Origin of the sequence: Ferrimonas sediminicola (genome assembly GCF_005116715.1) — a bacterium.
GTDB classification, from domain to species: domain Bacteria; phylum Pseudomonadota; class Gammaproteobacteria; order Enterobacterales; family Shewanellaceae; genus Ferrimonas; species Ferrimonas sediminicola.
Genome location: NZ_SWCI01000005.1, coordinates 207,855 through 225,352 on the forward strand (window position 1 = coordinate 207,855; position 17,498 = coordinate 225,352).

Annotated in this window: 15 protein-coding genes; 10 read left to right on the forward strand and 5 right to left on the reverse strand. The window is 62.3% G+C overall.

From position 1 onward, the window contains the following. Positions 1-2 precede the first annotated feature (2 nt). The 3 genes from plsX to yceD are packed head-to-tail and all read right to left on the reverse strand — an operon-like array spanning position 3 to position 1,758. The gene (gene plsX, locus FCL40_RS10175) at positions 3-1,031 is read right to left on the reverse strand and encodes a phosphate acyltransferase PlsX (RefSeq protein ID WP_136853189.1); all 1,029 of its coding nucleotides are present in this window, start codon (positions 1,029-1,031) and stop codon (positions 3-5) included. A 12-nt stretch (positions 1,032-1,043) separates the two neighbouring features. After that, entirely contained in the window at positions 1,044-1,214 is a 171-nt protein-coding gene (gene rpmF, locus FCL40_RS10180; protein ID WP_136853190.1) for a 50S ribosomal protein L32, read from the reverse strand. 16 nt (positions 1,215-1,230) lie between these two features. Next, the gene (gene yceD / locus FCL40_RS10185; RefSeq protein WP_136853191.1) at positions 1,231-1,758 is read right to left on the reverse strand and encodes a 23S rRNA accumulation protein YceD; all 528 of its coding nucleotides are present in this window, start codon (positions 1,756-1,758) and stop codon (positions 1,231-1,233) included. Positions 1,759-2,030: 272 nt separating this feature from the next. Between yceD and FCL40_RS10190 the strand changes: the two genes are divergently transcribed. From FCL40_RS10190 to FCL40_RS10235, 10 genes are all read left to right on the forward strand, one after another. Continuing rightward, on the forward strand, positions 2,031-2,636 hold the full coding sequence (locus FCL40_RS10190; RefSeq protein WP_136853192.1) for a Maf family protein: 606 nt from the start codon (positions 2,031-2,033) through the stop codon (positions 2,634-2,636). A 50-nt stretch (positions 2,637-2,686) separates the two neighbouring features. After that, entirely contained in the window at positions 2,687-3,025 is a 339-nt protein-coding gene (locus FCL40_RS10195; protein ID WP_136853193.1) for a DUF962 domain-containing protein, read from the forward strand. 109 nt (positions 3,026-3,134) lie between these two features. Beyond that, positions 3,135-4,022 (forward strand): EamA family transporter RarD, encoded by an 888-nt coding sequence (gene rarD / locus FCL40_RS10200; protein ID WP_136853194.1) that lies wholly within the window; start codon positions 3,135-3,137, stop codon positions 4,020-4,022. A gap of 80 nt (positions 4,023-4,102) precedes the next feature. Then, positions 4,103-5,023 carry an EamA family transporter gene (locus tag FCL40_RS10205; protein ID WP_136853195.1) on the forward strand — a complete coding sequence of 307 codons (921 nt, stop codon included), beginning with the start codon at positions 4,103-4,105 and terminating at the stop codon, positions 5,021-5,023. Between the two features lie 135 nt (positions 5,024-5,158). After that, positions 5,159-6,232 carry an efflux RND transporter periplasmic adaptor subunit gene (locus FCL40_RS10210; RefSeq protein WP_136853196.1) on the forward strand — a complete coding sequence of 358 codons (1,074 nt, stop codon included), beginning with the start codon at positions 5,159-5,161 and terminating at the stop codon, positions 6,230-6,232. 9 nt (positions 6,233-6,241) lie between these two features. Further along, complete coding sequence (locus tag FCL40_RS10215) at positions 6,242-9,469, forward strand: efflux RND transporter permease subunit (protein WP_136853197.1); 3,228 nt, start codon at positions 6,242-6,244, stop codon at positions 9,467-9,469. Then, a complete protein-coding gene (locus FCL40_RS10220) occupies positions 9,459-12,509 on the forward strand; it encodes an efflux RND transporter permease subunit (protein WP_136853198.1) in 3,051 nt (1,016 codons plus the stop codon). Before FCL40_RS10215 ends, FCL40_RS10220 begins: the two co-directional genes overlap by 11 nt. 218 nt (positions 12,510-12,727) lie before the next feature. Continuing rightward, complete coding sequence (locus tag FCL40_RS10225; RefSeq protein ID WP_136853199.1) at positions 12,728-15,115, forward strand: TonB-dependent receptor plug domain-containing protein; 2,388 nt, start codon at positions 12,728-12,730, stop codon at positions 15,113-15,115. Positions 15,116-15,302: 187 nt separating this feature from the next. Then, positions 15,303-16,154, forward strand: coding sequence for an MBL fold metallo-hydrolase (locus FCL40_RS10230; protein WP_136853200.1), 852 nt, complete (start codon positions 15,303-15,305; stop codon positions 16,152-16,154). Then, positions 16,147-16,521, forward strand: coding sequence for a hypothetical protein (locus tag FCL40_RS10235; RefSeq protein WP_136853201.1), 375 nt, complete (start codon positions 16,147-16,149; stop codon positions 16,519-16,521). Before FCL40_RS10230 ends, FCL40_RS10235 begins: the two co-directional genes overlap by 8 nt. 51 nt (positions 16,522-16,572) lie before the next feature. On the opposite strand, the gene kdsB is transcribed toward FCL40_RS10235, so the two are convergent. Both kdsB and FCL40_RS10245 read right to left on the reverse strand, forming a co-directional pair. After that, positions 16,573-17,319 carry a 3-deoxy-manno-octulosonate cytidylyltransferase gene (kdsB, locus tag FCL40_RS10240; protein WP_136853273.1) on the reverse strand — a complete coding sequence of 249 codons (747 nt, stop codon included), beginning with the start codon at positions 17,317-17,319 and terminating at the stop codon, positions 16,573-16,575. Positions 17,320-17,321: 2 nt separating this feature from the next. Continuing rightward, positions 17,322-17,498 (reverse strand): Trm112 family protein, encoded by a 177-nt coding sequence (locus FCL40_RS10245; RefSeq protein WP_136853202.1) that lies wholly within the window; start codon positions 17,496-17,498, stop codon positions 17,322-17,324.

The window sequence follows — 17,498 nt, forward strand, 5'->3', positions numbered from 1 at the left end:
TATCAACAGGACTTTTCTAGTAACACCGACTGGAGTCGTGCTTCAATCTTGCCAGGCACCTGCCTTTGAACCTCTGTCATGGCTTCTTCGACAGCGCGCAGAAAGGCCAGCTCATCGGCATTACCGTGGCTCTTCACCACAATATGGCGCAATCCTAACAGACTCGCACCGTTATAGTGGTCGGGGTTCATTTGCAAGAACAGCTTTTTTAGCCTTCCCTTGAGCAACCAGCTCAGACAGCGGGCAAGCGGGTTGCGCTTTACCGACTGGGCAATCTGGTGCATCAACAGGCGGGCTATCCCCTCCGTGGTCTTCAGGGTAACGTTCCCCACAAAGCCGTCGCAGACGATCACGTCGGCCTCGCCGGAGAAGATGCGGTCACCCTCCACATACCCGGTGTAGTTGATGTGCGGTGTGGACTGCAGCAGGCGGGCCGCCTGCTGAACCTGATCATTTCCTTTGATCTCCTCGGTACCGATGTTAAGCAGGGCCACCCTGGGGTTGCTCTTTCCCGCCACCTGCTCGGCCAGCACCGAGCCCATAACGGCAAACTGGAACAACGCCTGGGAGTCGCAACTGGCGTTGGCACCGAGGTCCATCAGATAGACCGGGTCACCCGTCATGGTGGGCAACGCGGTCACTAAAGCGGGGCGGTCGACGCCAGGCAGGGTTTTCAGCACCACCTTGGCCATGGTCATCAGGGCACCGGTGTTACCGGCACTGACGCAGGCGTGGGCCTGGCCATTGGCCACCAGGTCCAGGGCCAGTCGCATGGAGCTGTGCTTGAGTCGACGCAGGGCATGCAGCGGTTTATCACCCATCTGAACCACCTGCTCGGCGTGCAGAATCCGTAGGCGTTCCGACTCGGATGCCCGATGCTGGCGCATGATGGTGAGGATGGTGGGGCGATCGCCCACAAGAATCAGATGAAGGTTGGCGTAAACCGACAATGCCTGCAAAGCTGCAGGCACTGTGACATGGGGGCCGTGATCGCCCCCCATGGTATCTAACGCGAGGGTTAGATGATTCAAAGCGGTATCAACTTACTTGTTGACTACCTTTTTACCACGGTAGTAACCGTCAGCGGTCACGTGGTGGCGACGGTGAGTTTCACCGGAAGTCGCGTCCACAGACAGCTGGCAAGTGGTCAGCGCATCGTGGGAACGACGCATACCGCGACGTGAACGGGTAACTTTATTCTGTTGTACGGCCATGGCCCCAATCTCCTAATTACTTACTCTTAAGCTTTTGTAACACCGCAAAGGGATTCGGACGCTCGTCTTCATGCGCTTTGGGCAGGTCTCCGACGACAACCTCGGTCTCAGGGCGACTGCATTCGGACAGATCATGCATTGGCATCATCGGTACCATCAGCAGCAGCTCATCCTCCACCAGTTCATGAAGTCGAACTTCGCCGTGTTCATCTAACTCGACGGGTTCGTAAGCATCCGGGAGCTCTTCGACCTGTGAATCGTCGGTCACAGGGCTGTATGCGAATTCAACTGCGAGAGTATGCCGAAAAGGCTCCATGCAACGCTGACACGTCAGAGTGAGCTCCGTCACAGCCTTCCCCTTGAGGTAGACTATCCCCTGGATGTCAGTGCCGCATTCAACGGTCACCTCGGCATCAGTGCAATCGCCGGAACTCACACCAATCAATCGCTTCAGGTTCTTGGCACGAAGAATACCTTCGTACACCAGTCTCCGTTGGGCGGCTCGTTTTGGGTCGAGCGAAACCGGAATTTGTACATTCTGCATAGGCCGCGCAGTTTATCGATCGTCTCCAGCCGAGTCAAAGGAAATTTTAGCTGTGAAAACCGGGGCTGGCTAAGGGCTGACCACCGTCGCACCAAGCCGGGCTTCCCCCTGGCATGCCGACCAATTTTCACCCTCATGTTAGGATAACTGACCACTGAACCCCGTTAGAATGGTGGACGTTTGACTCAAATCAAGGGGGGCCATGGTGCGGCGCGCCGGCATCTGCTAGGCTGGCGGCCTGAAAATTTGTCTCACTTTTTACCAGACACGCCATGAAAAAGCCGCTTATTTTGGGCTCCACCTCGCCGTTTCGCCGCGAGATCCTGGAGAAACTGAATCTTCCTTTCAGTTGTGAAAAACCGGAAGTAGATGAGACCCCACTGGAAAATGAAACCGCCTATCAACTGGTTATGCGCCTGGCCGAAGCCAAGGCCCGCGCCGCCGGCCAGGCGCACAGCGATGCCTGGGTGATCGGCTCCGATCAGGTCGCCGTCATCGACGATGAGATCCTGGGCAAGCCCGGCAGCCATGAGAAGGCGCTCGAGCAGCTGAGCGCCGCCAGCGGGCGCAAGGTCACCTTCTACACCAGCCTATGCCTGCTCAACACCCAGACCGGCGAGAGCCAGCTGGATGTGGAGACCTTCAAGGTGTACTTCCGTACCCTGAGCCACAAGCAGATCGACGCCTACCTCAAGGCGGAGCAGCCCTACAACTGCGCCGGCAGCTTCAAGAGTGAGGGGCTGGGCATCGCCCTGTTCGACCGCCTCAGCGGTCGGGATCCCAATACCCTGATGGGCCTGCCGCTGATTCGCCTGATCGAGATGCTCCAGGCGGAAGGGTTCGACGTGCTGCGCGCCCAGGCTGAGCTTGCCTCCTAAGTGTGAGCGTGATAAACCTGTTGTGATTGGTTTTTGGTCACAACAGGTTTATGAATAAGCACTTCGGCTCCTTCGACGAGTTCTACCCCTTCTACCTTGGTGAACACCGCAACCGCCGCTGCCGCCTGCTGCACTATATCGGCTCAGTGCTGGTACTGCTGATGGCCGGCATCGCCGTGACATCCGGCAACTATCTGCTGCTACTGACCCTGCCGCTGATCGGCTATGGCTTTGCCTGGGCTGGTCACTTCGGCTTTGAAAAGAACCGCCCCGCCACCTTTCAGTACCCGTTTTACAGCCTCCTGGGGGACTGGGTAATGCTCAAGGACGCGGTCACCGGCGAACTGGATGCCAAACTGAAGCAACTGCAACCTCAGCCGCGGCGCTGAGCCCGGCGAAGTGAATTCGCGACCCTCTCCTCAAATTGCCACTCGCCCCTGTTCCCCGCTACACCGCACCAGTAGAATGGCGTCCCCTGTCCCGCGATAACCCGTATCCATGAGTGCAACCCGACTCGGCAACCTGCTGGCCGCCCTCTCCTTCGTGGCCTATGGCCTGCTGCCCCTCTACTATGCCCTGCTGCCCGGCGCCCAGATGGATGAGCTGCTGGCCCTGAGAATCGTCACCTCGGCGCCGGCGATGCTGCTGCTGATCCTGCTGCTGGGACGTCAGCCTCTCTCCCTGACCGCCATCTGGTCCGACAGGCGCTCACTGCTGCTGTGCCTGGTCGCCTCCCTGTTGATGTGCGTCTCCTGGTACAGCTTTACCTGGGCCCTCACCCACGGCCAGGTGCTGGCCGCCAGCCTGGGGTTCTTCATCAACCCGCTGATGGCGGTGGCCCTGGGGGTCCTGTTCCTCGGCGACAGGCTGAGCCCGGCCCAGAGATGGGCGGTGCTGCTGGCCGCCGCCGGCATCGGCTACCAGGTGTGGCAGTATGGTGAACTGCCCTGGCTCTCCCTGGTGATGGGCGGCTTCTTCGCCCTCTATGGCCTGGTGAAGAAGTACATCCGCTTCGACGCCCTGAACTCGGTGATGGTCGAGGCGCTGCTGCTGGTTCCCCTAGCCCTGGCCTACCTGCTGTGGCGTCATGAGAGCCAGGGACTGACCGCCGCCAGCTCAGGCTTCACCACCCTGCTGCTCTATCTCGGCTCCGGGCCGGTCACCCTGATCCCCCTGGTGCTGTTTACCCTGGCCATCAACCGCACCAGCCTCACCATGGTGGGGCTGATGCAGTACATCGAGCCCAGCCTGCAGTTCCTGCTGGCCACCCTGGTGTTCGCCGAGGCATTTGACGAGGTCAAGGCGGTCAGCTTCGGCCTCATCTGGCTGGGCCTGGGGCTGTGTTCGGTAGAGGCCCTGCTGAACAGCCGGCGGCGCGCCCTGTAGGAACCCTCGGGGCGATCCAGTTCGAGTTTCCGACACCGGGGCGCTGCCCCGACGCCGCACCGGTGCTACATTGGGGCGCGATGTCACCCGAGATTGGTCCCTTGCTGCACAAATTCGAAATCCTGGTCGCCCTCAGCATCTTCGGGCTGCTGCCGCTCTACCTGAGCCTGATGCCCGGAATCCGGGTGGAGTCGCTGGTGGCCCTGAGAATCATCCTGGCCAGCGCCCTGCTGCTGGGGCTCTCCCTGACAGGAGGCCGGTGGCGCGCCATGGCCGCCCAGGTGCGGCGCCACCCGGGCTCGGCCCTCTGCTGCGTCCTCTCCGCCCCCCTGGTCACCGCCGCCGGGCTGCTCAGCGTCTGGGCCTTCATGAACCAGCAGATCCTCGCCGCCAGCCTGGGTCAGTACCTCTCCCCCTTTGTCTCTGTGATGCTGGCCCTGCTGCTGCTCAATGAGCGTCTCTCCCGGCTGCAGATACTGGCGCTGCTCACCGCGGCGGCCGGCCTGACGCTGCAGTTCGGTCACCACAGCTTCTCCCTCGCGCTGGCCCTGATCATCGGCAGCCTGTTTGCCCTCTATGGCTTCCTCAAAAAACGCGCCCGGGTGGATACCCACACCTCGCTGACCCTGGAGCATCTGACGGTGCTGCCCCTGGCCCTGGGTTACTGGGCCTACCAAAGCTGGCAGGGCAAAACCGGACTGCTGTCCGCGGACCACAGTGTCTGGCTGCAGTTGGGGTTTGCCCCGCTGATCCTGTTTGCCGTCACCCTGCTCAACCACGGCATTCAGAGGATCCGCTTCACCACCTTCGGCCTGATGCAGTTCATCGATCCCAGCCTACAGTTTCTTTTGGGGGTCTGGGTGTTCAGCGAGCCCTGCCCACCGCAGCAGCTGATGGGGTTCGTGCTCATATGGGGAGGACTGGCTGCCGTTATCGGAAACCAACTGCGCCCACGAAAGCTCGGGGAGTGTCCCGGGGTAAGAAAACTCACCAACTCTTAGCCAATTTCCACAACATTGTATTTACTCACCCACAGATCAACCACGTAAGCAATTGATATAAAAAGACTGTAAGCCTTGGCACAAGCTGTGCATCTCCTGCGTATCTTACGAATAACGACACAAAGGAATTGCGCCATGAAACGCCTCTCCCTGACCGCCCTCCCCCTGGTATGGATTCTCTCCGCCTGTGGCCAGGCCCCCGCCGCCGATGACACCAGCAAAGAAGCAGATGCCGCCAAAGAGGAGCAGGTCGTCACCCTGCCGGTGGAAACCCAACCTGTGGTCCAGGACACCGTTGCGTCCTACTACAGCTCCACCGCCATCCTGGAGGCCCCGGAGGAGGCGATGGTGGTCAGCCGGGTCCCCGGAGTGATCACCCAGGTGAATGTCGAGGAGGGGGACATGGTCACCCAGGGTCAGGTACTTGCCAGCATCGACCCCGAGCGCTACCGCTACAACCTCGACAAGGCCCAGGCCGAACTGGATGTGATCGACCAGGAGCTGAATCGTCTGAAAAAGATCGCCAACCAACAACTGGTCAGCGAAGAGGCGATGGCCAAACTTGAGTTCCGCCGCCTTTCCGCTATCGCGGATCGCGACCTGGCAGCCCTGCAACTGAAAGAGAGCCGCGCCGAAGCGCCTTTCGACGGTGTGGTCGCCAAGCGCCTGGTGAAGCGGGGCAACATGGCCGAGCAGTACAAGCAGCTGTTCTACATCGTTCGTCAGGATGAGCTGCACGGCATCCTCCACCTGCCGGAGCAGGAGCTGACCCAGGTCCGTAAAGGCCAGGTGGCGGAGTTGATTCTCAGCGGCGATGAGCGCAAGCACCAGGCCAACGTGCTGCGCATCAGCCCCATCGTCGACGCCGACACTGGCACCTTCAAGGTAACCCTGACCGTTCCCAATAGCCAGGGCAGTCTCAAGGCGGGCATGTTTGCCCGAGCCAGACTCAAATATGACGCTCACGAAGGCACCCTGGTGATCGCCAAAAACGCCCTGCTGCGCCAGGACCAGGGACACGCGGTGTTCGTTGTGGAAGCGGGCAAGGCCAAGCGCCGTGCCGTGGAGCTGGGTTACGAGGATGAGGGCCGGGTGGAGATCATCCAGGGACTGGCCCTGAACGACCAGGTGGTGGTCCGCGGCCAGCACCAGCTCAAGGACGACGCCAGTGTGGAGGTGATCGCCCCGCTGCAACTGGCCCAGCGCTAAGGACGGACCATGGGAATCATCAACACCTCAGTAAAACGCCCGGTGACCGTGTGGATGTTCATCCTGGCCATCGTCATGTTTGGCCTGGTGGGCCTGAGCCGCCTCAGCGTCAACCTGCTGCCCGACATGAGCTACCCCACCCTGACGGTGCGCACCCTCTACCCCGGCGCCGCCCCGGCGGAGGTGGAGCAGCTGGTCAGCAAGCCCATCGAGGAGTCCGTGGGCGTGGTCAAGGGACTGCGCCAGGTCTCCTCCACCTCCAGAGCCGGACTCTCCGACGTTCACCTGGAGTTTGAGTGGGGCACCGACATGGATCTGGCCGCCCTGGACAGCCGGGAGAAACTGGATGCCATCGAACTGCCTCTGGATGTGGATAAGCCCCTTATTCTGCGCTTTAACCCCAACCTGGACCCAATCGTACGCCTGGCGGTCACCACCGGCGACAGCAACGACGCTGCCCTGGTGCAGATGCGTACCTGGGTGGAGGAGGAGCTCAAACGCACCCTGGAAACCGTCCCCGGCGTGGCCTCGGTACGCCCCTCTGGCGGCCTGGAGCAGGAGGTGCAGATCCTCATCGACCAACAGAAGCTGGCCCAGCTGAACCTCACCGCCGCCCAGTTGATCGAGCGCATCCGCAGCGAAAACCTCAACCTCTCCGCCGGTAAGCTGACCCAAGGGGATCAGGAGCTGCTGATCCGCACCCTCAATCAGTTCCAGAACCTGGAGGAGCTGCGCCAGATGGTGGTCTACCGCGACAACCAGCGCCAGGTGCGCCTGTTTGAGGTGGCCCAGGTCAAAGACAGCTTCAAGGAGCGGGACAACATCGCCCGCAGCCAGGGTCAGGAAGCGGTGGAACTGGCCATCTACAAGGAGGGGGATGCCAACACCGTCGCGGTGGCCCAGGCCCTGAAGGCCAAGCTCAAAACCCTGGAGGAGGAGACCCCCTACCCCATCAACCTGCTCTACGATCAGTCCCGCTTCATTGAGAACGCGGTCGATGAGGTGACCAGCGCCGCCCTGGTGGGCGCCGTACTGGCGATGGCGGTGATCTTCCTGTTCCTCGGCCAGCTCAAGCCCACCATGATCATCTCCCTCTCCATCCCGGTGTCGGTGATCGCCACCTTCAACCTGATGTACTTCGCCGGCATCAGCCTCAACATCATGTCTCTGGGTGGCATCGCCCTGGCGGTGGGCCTGCTGGTAGACAACGCCATCGTGGTGCTAGAGAACATCGACCGTCGCCGCCGCCTGGGCGATGATCTGCACCGGGCCGCCGAGACCGGCACCCGGGAAGTAAGCGGTGCCATCGTCGCCTCCACCCTCACCACCCTGGCGGTGTTCGTGCCGCTGATCTTCGTCGACGGCATCGCCGGCCAGCTGTTTGCCGACCAGGCGATGACGGTCACCTTCGCCCTGATCGCCTCCCTGCTGGTGGCCCTGTCCGCCATCCCCATGCTCTCTTCGCGCAGGGGGATTGAGCTGAAGGTCAATCCCAATGACCAACCCAAGGCCAGGCCCACCACCCGCTGGGGCAAGGTGCGCCACCAGGCGGCGACGGTGTTCAGCTTCCCCTTGGTGCTGCTGTTCTCCTATATTCCCAGCCTGGTGATTGGGGTGGTGATGGTGGTGATTCGCGCCCTGCGCAAACTGTTCGCCCTGCTGCTCACCCCCGTACTCTGGGGCTTTGACCGCCTCTACGGCGCCCTCTCCTGGGCCTACCCCAAGCTGCTGAACCTGGCCCTGAATGCCCGGCTGCTGACCCTGGGCGTGGCGGTGACGGTCACCGCCCTGGCCTTCTCCCTGGCCCCGCGCCTGGGGATGGAACTGATCCCCCCCATGAACCAGGGTGAATTCTATCTGGAGGTGCAGTTGCCACCGGGTACCGAGGTCAGTCACACCGACAAGGTGTTGCGCCACCTGGCGGACAGCCTGATGGATGACGGCGCGGTGGACAGGGTCTATTCCCAGGCGGGCAGCGGTGGCCTGTTGAGCTCCGCCTCCCAGATTGGCGGCGAAAACTGGGGCCGGCTGCAGGTGGTGCTCAGTGACGCCAATCAGCAGCCGCGGGTGATGAGCGCCCTGCGCCACAGCGCCTCGCGCGTACCGGATCTGGAATATGCAGCCCAGTCGCCGGAGCTGTTCAGCTTCAAGACCCCTCTGGAGCTGGAGATCAGCGGCTATGACCTGGGTATGCTGGGTCTGGCCAGCGGTCAGGTGGCGGCCACCCTGGCCCAGTCTGACCGGTTCAAGGATATACAGAACAGCCTCAAGGAGGGCCAGCCCGAGCTGACCATCCGCTTCGACCACGCCAAGTTGGCGTCTCTGGGACTGACCGCCCCGGAGGTGGCCAGCCGGGTCGCCTCGGTGATCGGCGGCAGTGTGGCCTCCAGGTACACGGTGCGTGACCGCAAGATCGACATTCTGGTGCGAGCCCTGCCCAGCCAGCGGGACCAGCACGAGGACCTGGCCGGCCTGATCGTCAATCCGGGTTCCGAGCGCCCCATCGCCCTGGATGCGGTGGCCAGCATCAAGGAGGAGATTGGCCCCGCCTCCATCAACCGTATCGCCCAGCAGCGGGTGGCCATCGTCTCCGCCAACCTGGCCTACGGCTCCCTCAAGGAGGGCGTGGTCGCCGCCTCTGCCCTGCTGGAGTCAATCTCCCTGCCCCCAGGCACCAGCATCCAGTTTGGCGGCCAGAATGAGGAGATGGAGCACTCGCTGAACTCCCTCTATATCGCCCTGGGTCTGGCGGTGTTCCTGGTCTACCTGGTGATGGCCAGCCAGTTTGAATCCCTGCTGCACCCCCTGCTGATCCTGGCGGCGGTGCCCATGGCCCTGGCCGGCAGTGTCTATGGCCTGTGGCTCACCGACACCCACATCTCGGTGATCGTCTTCATCGGTCTGATCATGTTGGCGGGCATCGTGGTGAACAACGCCATCGTCCTGGTGGACCGCATCAACCAGCTGCGCCAGGAGGGCGTGGAGCGTGGCCAGGCCATCATGGAAGCGGCCCACTCAAGGCTGCGCCCGATCCTGATGACCACCCTCACCACCACCCTGGGCCTGGCCCCCATGGCCATCGGCCTGGGCGAAGGCGCCGAGATGCGTGCCCCCATGGCCATTACCGTAATTGCCGGGCTGATGATCTCCACCCTGCTTACCCTGGTGGTGCTGCCGGTGCTCTACAGCCTGTTCGACAACAAGCAGTTTGCCATGGAGGGGCAGCATGACCACTAATCTGACCAAGCTGGCGCTGAAGAGGCCGGTGACCATCACCATGGCCTTCCTGGCGATGCTGCTGATGGGGCTGGTCTCCAGCCGGCTGCTGCCCCTGGAGATGTTCCCCGGTCTGGAGATCCCCCAGATCATGGTGGAGGTGCCCTACCAGGGTGCCTCACCCCAGGAGGTGGAGCGCGGCATTACCACGGTGCTGGAGGAGTCCCTGGCCACCCTGAGTGATGTGAAGAGCATGCGCTCCCACTCCACCGAGAATGGCGCCTTTATCGAGATGCGCTTCGACTGGGGTGTGCCCATCGCCACCAAGACGGTGGAGGCCAGGGAGCGCCTGGACTCGGTGCGTCATCTGTTGCCCACCGACGTCGAAAGGGTGCTACTGCGCCAGTTCTCCACCGCAGACATGCCCATCTACACCCTGAGGATCTCCTCCAAACGGGATCTCAGCGGCGCCTATGATCTGCTGGAGAGCCAGCTCAAACGCCCATTGGAGCGTCTGCCTGGGGTCTCCCAGGTCACCCTCTACGGTGTGGACAAGCCCCGCATCGAGATTCGCGTCGATGCCGATGCCCTGGCCACCATGGGGATCAACCCTGACAAGCTGCAGCAAAGGCTGAACCAAGAGAACTTTACCCTCAGTGGCGGCACCCTGCGCAGTCAGCAGACCCTGTGGCAGCTCTCGCCCAAGGGGGAGTTCCGCAGCGTCAGTGAAATCGAGAATCTGGTGCTGCGTCCCGGCCTGCGTCTCGGCGATGTGGCCGAGATTGGCTACACCCAGGCAGAGCGCATCGATGGCCGTCACCTCAACCGTGCCTACGCCATCGGCCTGGACATCTTCAAGGAGTCCGGCGCCAACCTGGTGGAAGTGGCCGACCGGGTGACCAAGGTGATCGCCCAGGCCAACGACAACCCTCAGTTTCAGGGGATCGAGCTGTTCTCCATGGATGACCAGGCCCAGGGGGTAAAAAGTTCACTCCACGACCTGCTGATGGCCGGTCTGATAGGCGCAGGGCTCTCCTTCGGAGTGCTGTTCCTGTTCCTGCGCAACATTCCCATGACCCTGATTGTGGTGGTGTCGGTGCCCATCTCCATCGCCATCACCCTGGCGGCCATGTACCTGATGAACTACAGCCTCAATATCCTGTCGATGATGGGTCTGCTGCTGGCGGTGGGAATGCTGATCGACAACTCGGTGGTGGTGACCGAGTCGGTGCTGCAGGCTCAGGAGAGCGGCAAGTACAAGGGCACCAGAGAGGCGATTCTGGCTGGGGTCAACAAGGTGGCCCTGGCGGTGATGGCCGGCACCCTGACCACCATCATCGTCTTCCTGCCGAACATCTTCGGCACCAAGGTGCAGCTGACCATGTTCCTGGAGCATGTGGCCATCGCCATCTGCATCTCGCTGCTGGCGTCGCTGCTGCTGGCCAAGACCCTGCTGCCGCTGCTTCTCTCCCGCCTCAAGGGACTGAAATCCAGCCCCAAGGGCAGCAGCTGCCACCCCAGATACAGAAAGTGGCTGACCCGCTGCCTGGAGTGGCCCAAGACCTCTGGGGTCATCGCCCTGGTACTGCTCGCCAGCACCGCCCTGCCCATCAGCCAGGTTAAGATGGCGGACGATGACGATGACAACACCCGCCTCTATCTGCGCTACCACCTGCAGGAGCGTCAGCCGGTGGCCGTTACCGAGGCGATGGTGGACAGAGTGGAGGAGTACCTGTTTGCCAACCAGGCGGCGCTGGGGTTTGACAGCATCTACAGCTACTACGCCACCGACAACGCCACCACCACCCTGATCATGCGCGAAGAGTTGCCGGCGACCATCGAGGCCATCAAGCAGACCATCCGCGACAACATGCCCAGTCTGGCCAATGCCGAGCCTGAATTCGGTTGGGGCGGCGGTGATGACAGCGGCATGAGGATCACCCTCACCGGCCGCTCCACCACGGTGCTGATGGAGCTGGCGGAGCAGCTGGTTCCCCTGATGAACCGCATTGAGGGACTGGAAGATGTGCGCTCCGACGCTGGTGCCGGTCAGCAGGAGCTGGTGGTGCAGTTCGACCGTCAACTGCTCTCCCGGCTGGGACTGGAGGTGAGTGATGCCGCCCAGACCCTGGCCCTGGCGGTGCGCGGCCAGAACCTGCGCTCCTTCCGCCACGATCCCAGCGGTGAGATTCAGATCTTCCTCGCCTGGGAGCGTCAGTGGCGCGATTCCCTGCAGCAGTTGAAGCAGCTGCCCATCGTCCGCGACGGCGAGCGGGTCTACACCCTGGAGATGCTGGCCAGCATCGCTGCCCAGCCTCAGCTGCAGGGGATCCGTCACTTCAACCGCCAGACCGCACTGACCATCGGCGGCAACGTGGAGGAGCGATCCATGGACGAGGTGCGCGACGATCTGACCAAGGTGCTGGATTCCATCCACTGGCCTCCCGGCTACGAGTACAGTTTTGGCGGCGGCTTCCGCCAACAACAGGACAGCGAGCAGATCATGATGATCAACATGCTGCTGGCCATCGCCATGATCTACATCGTCATGGCCGCCCTGTTTGAGTCGCTGCTGCTGCCCACGGCGGTGATCACCTCCATCCTGTTCTCCATCACCGGGGTCTACTGGACCTTTATGGCGCTGGGACAGGAGATGTCCATCATGGGGATGATCGGCATCCTGATCCTGATGGGGGTGGTGGTGAACAACGGCATCGTGCTGGTGGACCAGATCAACCAGCGCGAACCGGACATCGATCGCCTCAAGCTGGCCATTGTCGACGCCGCCACCTCACGGCTGCGACCTGTGCTGATGACCGTGGCTACCACGGTGCTGGGGCTGGTGCCTCTGGCCCTGAATGACACCCGCCTGGCCGGCGGCGGCCCCTCCTATACCCCCATGGCCCTGGCGATCATCGGTGGCCTGCTGTTCTCCACCGTCACCAGCCTGTTCCTGGTGCCCTACTGCTACCTGTTGCTGAGCCGCATGCGCCACTTCTATGCCCAGCGCTGCGCCCACATCAAGCAGTGGAGCGACGCCAAGTTGCCCAATTGGATGTAGAGATTCCCAAGGTCTTTGGGAGGCTTCGGCCTCCCCTTTTTTTGCCTGCCGATTACCACCGCTAAGCAAAAAGTTTAGCCAAATTTATTCAAAGGCTTATTTCAGCTCTCTTTAGACCGGAGCGCGATGATTCAGACGATTTGGTTATAATTCTGCCATTTTGGAAATGTTAACATCCTCACACTTTCATATTCACTTTAGTTATTTGGATAGTACGGATGTTTAGAAACCTTGTTGCGTTGGCTGTCGCAGCAACCCTGCCAGCCCCCCTGTTGGCCGCCGAACAGGGCGGCGTCGAGCGGATCGAAGTGGTGGGCTCACGCATCGCCCTGCGCACCGCCACCGACTCCGCCGCCCCGGTGGACATCATCTCCGCCGAAGACCTGGCCGCCACCGGCCAGTTGGAAACCGCCAAGGCGCTGCAGTTCGCCGCCCCCAGCTACAGCTTCCCCTTCTCCTCGGTCACCGACGGCACCGATGCGGTGCGTCCCGCCAACCTGCGCGGCATGTCCCCGGACCACACCCTGGTGCTGGTCAACGGCAAACGCCGCCACACCTCGGCCCTGGTGCACCTCTCCGGCACCGTCGGCAAGGGCTCCTCCAACGTGGATCTGAACGCCATCCCCATGGCCGCCATCAAGCGCATCGAGATCCTCCGTGACGGCGCCGCCGCCCAGTACGGCTCCGACGCGATCGCCGGGGTGATCAACGTGGTGCTCAAGGACGCCGACCAGGGGGGCAGTATCAGTACCCACCTGGGACAGACCTATGAGGGTGACGGTGAACAGCTGCGCCTCGGCCTGAACCATGGCATGCAGCTTGGTAACGAGGGCTTCCTGAACCTCTCCCTGGAGAGCCATCACAAGAACCCCACCAACCGCGCCGGTAACGACCCTCGCCAGCAGTACCCTGAGCTGGCCGATGGCAGCCCGGACCCCCGCGAAGAGACCTTCGATCGCAACAACCACCATGTAGGTGACAGCGACTATCAGAACTACGGCCTGTTCCTGAACGGCGGCACCGCCATCAGCGGCGATGACCAGCTCTACCTGTTCGGCGGTTACTCCGAGCGTGAGTCCAGTTCCGGCGCCTTCTACCGCCGCGCCAAAGACAGCCGCAACCTGACGGAGATCTACCCCGACGGCTTCCTGCCCCAGATCAATCCCGAGATCATCGACACCTCGTTGCTGGTGGGTTATGAGTTCGAACTGGGTGAGTGGAGCCTGGACACCTCCGCCGGCTATGGCCGGAACAGCTTTGAGTACCGGGTGAGAAACAGCCTGAACGCCTCCCTGGGCCCCACCAGCCCCACCGAGTTCGACGCCGGCAAGCTGACCACCGATGAGCTCAACCTCAATCTGGATGTCTCCCGCTACTACGACTTCATTAATGACTCCGAGCTGGTGGTGGCCCTGGGCGCCAGTTGGCGCAACAGCGGCTATGAGGTGGAGGCGGGTGAACCGGCCTCCTACATCCGTGGTGACTACCAGGGCAAATCCGGTGGTAGCCAGGGCTTTGGTGGGTTCACTCCCGAGTCCGCCGTAGACGAGGAGCGCCACAACCTGGGGCTCTACCTGGAGCTGGAGAACCAGTACAGCGATCAGTTCTACTGGGCCGCCGCCGCCCGTTACGAGGACTACTCTGACTTCGGCAGTAACACCAGCTGGAAGCTGGCGGGTCGCTGGGACCTCACCGACGCCCTGGCTCTGCGTGCCACCACCAACACCGGCTTCCGCGCCCCGAGCGTGCAGCAGCTCTACTTCACCAACATCTCCACCTTCTTCGACCCGGATCCGGTCACCGGCGAGTTTGTGCCCCGCGAATCCGGCACCTTCAACACCCTGGCACCCATCACCCAGGCCCTGGGTGTGAATGAGCTGAAGCCGGAGATCGCCCACTCCTACAGCCTGGGGCTGGTCTACAGCCACGACAGCGGCCTGACCGTCACCCTGGATGCCTACCGCATCGATGTGGATGATCGCATCATCCTCTCCGGCTCCGTGGACAAGGAATCCTCCCCACAAATTGAAGCCCTGTTCGCAGGCACCAATGCCGAGTCCGCCCGATTCTTTATCAATGGCCTGGATACTCGTACCCAGGGACTGGACCTGGTGGCTACCCAGGAGTTTGACCTGAACGGCTGGGGTGAACTGAAAGCCAACCTGGCCTACGCCTATAACGACACCAAGATTCAGTCGGTGAACCTGCCCACCATCCTGAGTGGCCAGGAGGCGCAGCTGTTTGACCGCCGGGAGGAGGTTCGCGCCACCGACGCCAACCTGCACCACAAGGGCAATATCGGCTTCACCCACAGCCTGGGCGATCTCACTACCCACCTGAGGTTCAGCTACTTCGGCACCTACACCGTGGGTTACTCCCGCTCCGAGGTGGAGTATGACGCCAAATGGACCACGGACCTGAGTGCCAGCTACGCCCTGACCGACGCCCTGACCCTGACCGCCGGGGCCCAGAACCTGTTCGACACCTACCCGGAGAAGCGGCCCGACGACAACAACTTCAACGGCATCTTCCTCTACCCGCTGACCAACACTCCGTTCGGATTCAACGGCGGCTACTACTACCTGGATCTAACCTACAGCTACTAGCCAGGAAACGAAGGGGCGCCGATGGGCGCCCCTTTTTCATGGTCGGCTGGATAACCGCGCTTCAGCCCGGTGGCCGCCCCCCGTCATCCAGCCTGCTTGACCTCTTATGAGTCATCAGCATTCCCTATATCAACCTCGACAGATCGATGCTATTTTCAACAACAAACAACCATCAGGACGATCTGTTATGCGCAAGCTGCTTCTCATGACCCTGCTCTTGTCGATGCCATTGAACGCCGAGGACCGCTTCAAGGATGTGCGCATCCAAAGCCAGGAGGTGGCCCAGGGCGTGCATATGCTCACCGGCAGCGGTGGCAATATCGGCGTCAGTGCCGGCGCCGACGGCATCCTGATCATCGACGACCAGTTCGCCCCCCTGGCCGGGCGCATCCAGCAGGCCCTGGCCGCCATCAAGCCTGGGCCGGTCAACTATGTGCTGAACACCCACTACCATGGGGATCACACCGGCGGCAACGCCGAGTTTGCCCCGCCGGCGACGGTGTTCGCCCACCACAATGTGCGGCTGAGGCTGGCGGGCGACGACCGGGTGAACCCCGCCCAACTGCCGCTGGTCACCTTCGGAGAGGGGCTGATCTTCCACCTCAACGGTGACACCATCCGCGTCATTCACCTGGCCGACGGCCACACCGATGGCGACAGCCTGGTGCGCTTCGAGCAGGCCAATGTGGTGCATATGGGGGATCTGTTCTTCAACGGCATGTTTCCCTTTGTGGATCTCAAGGGGGGCGGCAGCGTCACCGGCTATCTCGAGGCCGTCTCCGAGGCGCTGAAGTGGGTGGATGCCGACACCAGGGTGATTCCCGGACACGGTGAACTGGCCGGTCGCCAGGAGCTGCTGAGGTTCCAACAGATGCTGGAGGCGTCGATCCTGTGGGCCAGGAAACAGGACAGAGAAGGCTCCCTGGCCTCATGGCAGAGCGCTTTCCCCACCGAGCTGGCAAGCTGGAGCTGGCGTTTTGTCACTACCGAGCGCTGGGTCGAAACCCTCTACCAGGAACGGGACAGACTCGATGATTGACCTGCTGATCTTCGCCACCCTGGTCCTGCTGGTGGCCATGGTGCCGGTCTACGGGACGGCGGTATTGATCCGCTCCCCCACCCCGGGCCCGCTGCTGGGGGGGCTGACGGTCTGCATCTCTTTGGCGCTGCTGGAGCTCTCCCTGGACAGGATCAGTGCTCCCTGGGGCTGGCTGGCGGGTGGCCTGTTCGGCGCCGTCGCCTTCAGCCTGCTGTTCGGCACCCGCACCTGGCGGGGGGTGATACTGGCGACGGTGCTGTGCCTTACCTACCAGTGGGGCACCGGCGAGTATCTCAACGGCCTGTCACTCACCACCACCTTACAACAGCAGCTCAACCTGGCCCGCTCTGAAGTATGGCCGGAGTGAGCGCCGTCGTTACCCCCAGGCGGTAAAAAAGCGGCCCGCAGACCGCCCTTTTCAATGACAGAGTGTCCGGCGAACCCGCTCCAGGTCCTCCGGGGTATCCACACCGGCGGGCGGCGTCTGTTTCGCCTCCTCCACATGGATCCCCTCACCGTAGTAGAGCACCCTCAGCTGCTCCAGGGACTCGATCGCCTCCAGCGGGCTCGCCGGCCAGCCGACGTAGCGCCGGATGAAGCCGGCGCGGTAACCGTAGATCCCCACATGACGCAGGGCGCCGGGGCTCACCGCCGGTCCGTGGGCAAAGCCGTCCCTGTGGTAGGGGATGGGCGCCCGAGAGAAGTAGAGGGCGCGGCCGTCCGCCCCGCACACTACCTTGACCGCATTGGGATTGAACATCTCCTCGGCGTCCTCGATGGCAACCCCCAGGGTGGCCATCGGCAGGCCGCTGGTCACCAGATTCTCCGCCACCTGGCGGATGTTGGCGGGTGGAATCAGGGGTTCATCCCCCTGCACGTTCACCACCACCTGCTCCTCAGACAGGCCCAGCAGTTCCACCACCTCGGCCAGACGCTCGGTTCCGGAGTGATGGTGGGCCGAGGTCATCACCACTTCGGCGCCAAACCCCTTGACCGCGTCATACACCCGCTGGTCATCGGTTGCCACCACCACCCGATCGGCGCCGCTGGCCTGGGCCTGCTCGCAGACCCACTGGATCATCGGCTTGCCGGCGATGTCCGCCAGGGGTTTGGCCGGCAGCCGGGTCGAGGCGTAGCGGGCGGGGATGACCACCACAAAGCCCATCATCAGTCTTCCTTCAACTCGGTGGCGCGGTTTTCCAGCAGCACCGGAATGCCGTCATCAATGGGGTAAACCAGACGATCGGCCTTACAGGTCAGGGTCTGCTCAGCCGCGTTAAACTCCAGCTTGCCCTTACACACCGGGCAGGCAATGATCTCTAGCAGTTTGGTATCGAACGCCAT